Source organism: Methyloceanibacter sp. (assembly GCF_050728395.1).
Lineage (GTDB): Bacteria > Pseudomonadota > Alphaproteobacteria > Rhizobiales > Methyloligellaceae > Methyloceanibacter.
Map to the genome: position 1 here is coordinate 1 of NZ_JBOHJB010000137.1, position 5,794 is coordinate 5,794.

Consider the following 5,794-nt stretch of genomic DNA (forward strand, 5'->3'; position numbering starts at 1 on the left):
CGTCGCATTGCCGCTTGGCTCGTCGAGCGCTTGAGCGAGGGATGAGAGAGGCAACGCCTGTGGCCGTCAGGCCAGCGCCAAGATCTCCTCGAGCCCGAGGCAGCCGGGCACCACGGTGATCGGTACCAGGAAGGTGCCGGCGAACCTGCCACCGGCGAGCGTGGTGACGAGCGGGCCCGGGCCTGACGGGTCCTTGGAAGCGCCGAGCACGAGCACGCCGATATCGGGGTCCTCTTCGATCAGCTTGGTGATCTCTTCCGCCTTGGTGCCTTCGCGCACGATCTCCTCAGGCGCCAATTCCTCGAAGCCCATCGCTTTCAGCTTGCGGCCGAACAGGCGGAACACGGCGCGCGCCTTGTTGTGCCCCTCCTCGCGGGCGATCTCCTCCACCCCGAGCCAGTGGGAAAACTCGGCGCCAGGCTCGACCACGTAGAGCAGGGCAAGCTGGCCTCGCGTGCGCACGGCGCGGCTTGCGGCGAAGGCAAGCGCGCTTTCGCATTCCGGCGTCTCGTCGACCACGACGAGGAATTTGCGCTTGTGGCCTTCGACGAAAGCCTGCCGCTTCAGGCGCGGCTTAGACGCCTCGGCAATGTGCTTCCTCGCCGCTTCGGTTTGCTTCTTGGTCGCCATGGGGGCCATGCTGCCATCACTCGCAGGTTTTGTCATCGGGGCACTGCGGCTACGGCCTTAGCTTCTGATGAAGCCGACGATGTCCTTGGTCATGGCGAGGATCGGGTCGGCGATGGCGTGCGCCCGATTGGCGCCATCGTCGAGGATGCGGTCGATTTCGACCGGGTCGGCCATCAGGCGCTTCATCTCGGTGCCGATAGGGACAAGCCGGCTTGCAGCCAGCTCGGCGAGCTGCTCCTTGAATTTGGAGAAGGGGGCGTTGCCGAAGTCGCGCAATACCGCCTCCTTATCCGTCTCGGCAAGTGATGCGTAGATGCCGACAAGATTTTCGGCTTCGGGCCTGCCTTCCAGCCCCTTGCTCTCTGAGGGAAGTGGCTCGGGGTCAGTCTTCGCCTTTCTGATCTTCTTGGCGATGGTGTCGGCGTCGTCGGTGAGATTGATGCGAGTCATGTCCGATTCGTCAGACTTCGACATCTTCTTCGTGCCGTCGCGCAAAGACATCACCCGCGTGGCGGGGCCGGTGATGAGAGGCTCGGGCAGCGGGAAGAAGCCGCCGTCGTAGCCGGCCCGGGCAATGGTCTTGGCGAAGTCGTTGTTGAACTTCTGGGCGATGTCGCGGGCAAGCTCGAGATGCTGCTTCTGGTCCTCGCCCACGGGAACGTGGGTCGCGTGATAAAGCAGAATGTCGGCCGCCATCAGGTTGGGATAGACATAGAGCCCGGCGGACGCATTCTCGCGGTCCTTGCCCGCCTTCTCCTTGAACTGGGTCATGCGGTTGAGCCAGCCGAGGCGCGCCACGCAATTGAAGATCCAGGCAAGCTCGGCGTGGCCCGACACCTGGCTCTGATTGAAGATGATGTGCCGTGCCGGATCTATCCCTGAGGCGATGAAGGCCGCCGTCACTTCGCGAGTGTTGTGCTTGAGCTCGTCGGGGTCCTGGAACACGGTGATGGCGTGGAGGTCGACCACGCAATAAAGGCAGTCGTGCTCAGCCTGCAGCGCCACAAAACGGGTGATGGCGCCGAGATAGTTGCCGAGATGCAGATTGCCGGTGGGCTGAACGCCCGAGAATACGCGGGTCTTGGTTCTGGTCTTTTGCATTGGCTCGCCCTTGTCGACCCGGTTATGGCTTGGGCGTGAGGCAGGCGCAAGCACCCCTCTGCCCGGCACTAGGCGACTAGCTCGATAGTGATCCAGAGCGCCAGAGTGATCTCCCGCTCTCCCCTTGTGGGAGAGCACGCTGAGGCATCGCCTCCGCGGTGAGGGGTAAGCGGCGAAGCACCGCCGAACAAATACCCCTCACCCTTCCCGCCATGCGACTTGCGCAGCTTCGCGCGCAAGATCGCGGCGGAAAGCCCTCTCCCACAAGGGGAGAGGGGTCACGATGCTGCACTGGAATTCCACAACCGGACAGATCAGACGCAGGCGCCTTCCATCTCGCGGATCTGCTCGGCGATGGTCACGGTGCGCTGGGCCATGACGAAATGCAGCCGCTCGACCATGCGCCCCTCGACCACGATCACGCCCTTCCTCTCGTTCTCAGGATGGCCGAAGGCATCGATCACTTTCCGCGACCAGTCGACCTCCTCTTGCGTCGGCGAGAAGATCTCGTTGCACGGCCCGACCTGGCTTGGATGGATCAAAGTCTTGCCGTCCATGCCGAGGGTCCGGCCGCGCTCGCACTCATCGCGCAGGCCCTTGTCGTCGCGGAAGTCGTTATAGACGCCGTCGATGATGTCGAGGCGGTAGGCGCGCGCCGCGAGCAGGGTCATGGCGAGCCAGGGAACCACGGCGAAGCGGTCATGCAGCGCCCGGGCCCGCGACTCCTTGATCAGATCGTTGGTGCCCATGACGAGGCAGCAGAGCCGGTTCTCGGCATAGACGGCTGCGGCGGCGATGGTGCGGGCGTTGAGGATCGCCATCGGCGTTTCCATCATCGCCCAGAGGCGGATCTTGTCCGGCGCATGCACGCCTTGCAGGATCTTGGCGACGCTGACGATGTCGCCGGCATGCACGACCTTGGGCACCAGGATGGCGTCGGGCTCGGCGTCGCAGGCGGCGAGAATGTCCTCGGTGCCCCACGGGGTCTCAAGCGCATTGACGCGGATGACCACCTCGCGGGCGCCATAGCCGCCGCCTTTCACCACGGCGCAGACCTGTTGGCGCGCCCTGATCTTCTCGTCCGGCGCCACGGCGTCCTCGAGGTCGAGGATCAGGGCATCGGCGGGGAGGGTCTTGGCCTTCTCCAAGGCGCGTTCGTTGGAGCCCGGCATATAGAGCACGCTCCGGCGCGGGCGGCCTTGCATGGCGTCGATCCCCTCTTTGTGCAGTGCAGCGTAGACCGGTGCTCCGGGCCGGACAACCCTTTCCGTTTCGGGGCTTAGCGAAGCCCAAGTCTGGCGAGAAGGGACCTTGCGTCGAAGGCTCCGAGAGCCGCCGCGGTCCCGGCGTAAACGGCAAGGCCGCTGCCGACGAGAAGCATGAGCGCCACGACTTGTACCAGCGTGCCATTCACCGGCTCGAACCAGGGGCCCAGGCCATGGACGAGGGCCCAAACCACGGCGCCCATGATCAGGCTCGCGGCGAGAATTGCGGGCAGTCGGCGCTTGCAGGTCCGGTCGAGGGCAAATTCACCCCGCTCCTTCAGCGTGCCGGCGAGCAGGGCTGCCTGGAGCCAGCCGGCAATGGTGGTGGCGATGGCGATGCCGACCGCGCCGAGGACCACGAACAGAAGCAGTGCCAGCATGACATTGGCGGCCATGCCGATGCCGGCAAAGATCATCGGCGTCTTGGTGTCCTCGCGGGCGAAGAAGCCCGGGTGGAACACCTTGATCAGCACAAAGGCCGGCAGCCCAGGGGCGAGCGCTGCAAGCATGGCGGCGGTCGAATGCGCATCGATAGCGCTGAAGGCGCCGCGCTCGAACAGCACGCGCACGATGGGGTTTGCCGCCACGAACAGGGCAACCGCCGCCGGCAGCGTCAAAAGCAGCGCCGTTTCCAGCGAGCGGTTCTCGCTGTCCATGGCTGCTTGGTGGTCGCCTGAGCGCAGACGGCGGCTGAGTTCAGGGAGAAGCACCACCCCGACGGCGACGCCGATGACGCCAAGTGGAAGCTGGAACAGCCGGTCGGCGTAGTAGAACCAGGACACCACCCGGTCTTGCAGCGAGGCGATGACGGTGTTGAGCACAACGGTGATCTGGTTCATGCCGCCGGCGATGAAGCCAGGGGCGGCAAGTGCAAGCAGCCTGCGCATGTCCGCATCGAGGCGCGGCGGGCGGAAGGAGAGCCGCATCTTCGATTTCGCCGCGGCTACCGCGACGACGATCACCTGCAACACGCCCGATGCGGCGATGCCCCAGGCGAGCGCCACTGCGGCGCTTTTCTGGTCCACGTCACCGAGGGCGATCAGAATGAGCAGCACAAGAATGAGCACGACATTGAGCAGGCTCGGCGCAAAAGCGGCGACGGCAAAGCGCCCGAGCGCGTTCAGAACGCCGGAATAGAGCGCCACCAGCGACATACAGAGGAGAAAGGGCAGCGCAATGCGGGCAAGCAGGACGGCGAGGTCGAATTTCTGCGGGTCGGCGGCAAAGCCCGGGGCGAGCAGCAGCATGAGCCAAGGCATGACGAACTCGCCAAGAAGCGTGAAGGCGACAAGGGCAAGCGTGAGCCCGGCTAGGGCTTGCTCGGCGAAGGCTCGGGCCCCCTCCTCGCCGCCCTCGCCATGAAAGCGCTTGGCGAACAGCGGGATGAAGGCGGCGTCGAAGGCGCCCTCCGCGAACAGGCGGCGGAACAGGTTCGGCACGCGGAAGGCGACGAAGAAGGCGTCGGCGATCGGCCCGGCGCCCAGCACCGCTGCGATCAGCACGTCGCGGACGAAGCCAAGCACGCGGCTCCATATGGTCATCGCCCCGACGGTGGCGAAGGCGCGGTAAAGGGCCATGCGTCCGCCCCTCATCCTGAGGAGGGGGCGCGAGCGCCCGTCTCGAAGGATGAGGCCAATTCGCGACTTGGAACCGCCCGGCGACCATGCTTCGAGACGCGGCCTTTGGGCCGCTCCTCAGCATGAGGGCTCGGTGAGGACAAAATAGAGTCTAGGCCGGGACGAGCGCCGCGGAGCGCGCCGTCAAGGCTTTGGTCAGACGATCGCGGATGATGCTCTCGCGGCTCGAGCTCGTGATTTTCTTGCCGGTCAGATCGGTGACGTAGAACACGTCGACCGCCTTCTCGCCAAAGGTGGCGATATGGGCCGAGGCGATATCGAGATTCATGTCCGAGATCTCGCGCGTCACATCATAGAGGAGACCGGGGCGATCCAGGCCGTTGATCTCGATCACGGTGAGCGCGTCGGACAGAGTGTTGTCGATCACCACCTGCGGCTCGACGGTGAAGGCGGACAGCCGCGCCTTCGGCTTCTTCTTGGCGGCGACCACGTCGGCCAGGCGCACCTCGCCCTTCAACAGCCTCTCGATGGTGGCAGCGATCCTCTTCGCCCGCCGCTCTTCGTCCTCGCCATGGTCGAACTCGCGCTCGAGCTGAACGGTATCGAGTGCCATGCCGTCGCGCGTGGTCGAGATCTGCGCATCGACAATGTTGGCGCCGGCGCCGGCGCAGGCGCCTGCCACCATGGCGAGCAGGCGGGGATGGTTCGGCGCGAGCAAGGTGATCTCGGTGACGCCGCGAAAGGCGTGGGTCGCGATATGAATAGCCAGAGACTTGCGCTGGGCGTCGGCGTCGCGGATGAGCCTCGCGTGCTCGGCGATGACGTCGAGATCGGTGCGGAGCCAATAGGCCGGATAGTGGCGGTCGATGAAGCGCTCGAGGTCAGTCTTCGGCCAGTCGGCGAGCTTCTCTCTGAGCGCATCCTGGGCGCGCGTCACCCGCTCGCTGCGGGTGAGCGTGATATGACCGCCGCCGAGCAGAGGCTCGGTCTCGAAATAGAGGTTGCGCAGGAGCTGCCCCTTCCAGCCGGTCCACACCCCGGGCCCCACGGCGCGCAGATCGGCGACGGTGAGCACGAGCAGGAGCTTCAGCCGCTCGCGGCTCTGCACCAGATCGGCGAAGTCGCGGATGGTCTTCGGGTCGTTCAGGTCACGGCTCTGGGCGAAGGTGCTCATCACCAGATGATGCTCGACGAGCCAGGTCGCGGTCTCTGCCTCCACAT

At 65.3% G+C, this 5,794-nt stretch carries 5 protein-coding genes; all 5 read right to left on the reverse strand.

The window, feature by feature from the left end:
- Positions 1-66 precede the first annotated feature (66 nt).
- Positions 67-639: a universal stress protein gene (locus ACREC7_RS15445; protein ID WP_431556584.1), complete on the reverse strand. Its 573-nt coding sequence runs from the start codon at positions 637-639 to the stop codon at positions 67-69.
- Between the two features lie 48 nt (positions 640-687).
- Positions 688-1,731 carry a tryptophan--tRNA ligase gene (trpS, locus tag ACREC7_RS15450; protein WP_431556585.1) on the reverse strand — a complete coding sequence of 348 codons (1,044 nt, stop codon included), beginning with the start codon at positions 1,729-1,731 and terminating at the stop codon, positions 688-690.
- Between the two features lie 314 nt (positions 1,732-2,045).
- A complete protein-coding gene (locus ACREC7_RS15455) occupies positions 2,046-2,936 on the reverse strand; it encodes an HpcH/HpaI aldolase/citrate lyase family protein (protein ID WP_431556586.1) in 891 nt (296 codons plus the stop codon).
- A 74-nt stretch (positions 2,937-3,010) separates the two neighbouring features.
- Positions 3,011-4,573: a murein biosynthesis integral membrane protein MurJ gene (gene murJ, locus ACREC7_RS15460; RefSeq protein ID WP_431556587.1), complete on the reverse strand. Its 1,563-nt coding sequence runs from the start codon at positions 4,571-4,573 to the stop codon at positions 3,011-3,013.
- Positions 4,574-4,724: 151 nt separating this feature from the next.
- A partial coding sequence (locus ACREC7_RS15465; protein ID WP_431556588.1) for an ACT domain-containing protein occupies positions 4,725-5,794 on the reverse strand: 1,070 nt, incomplete at its 5' end.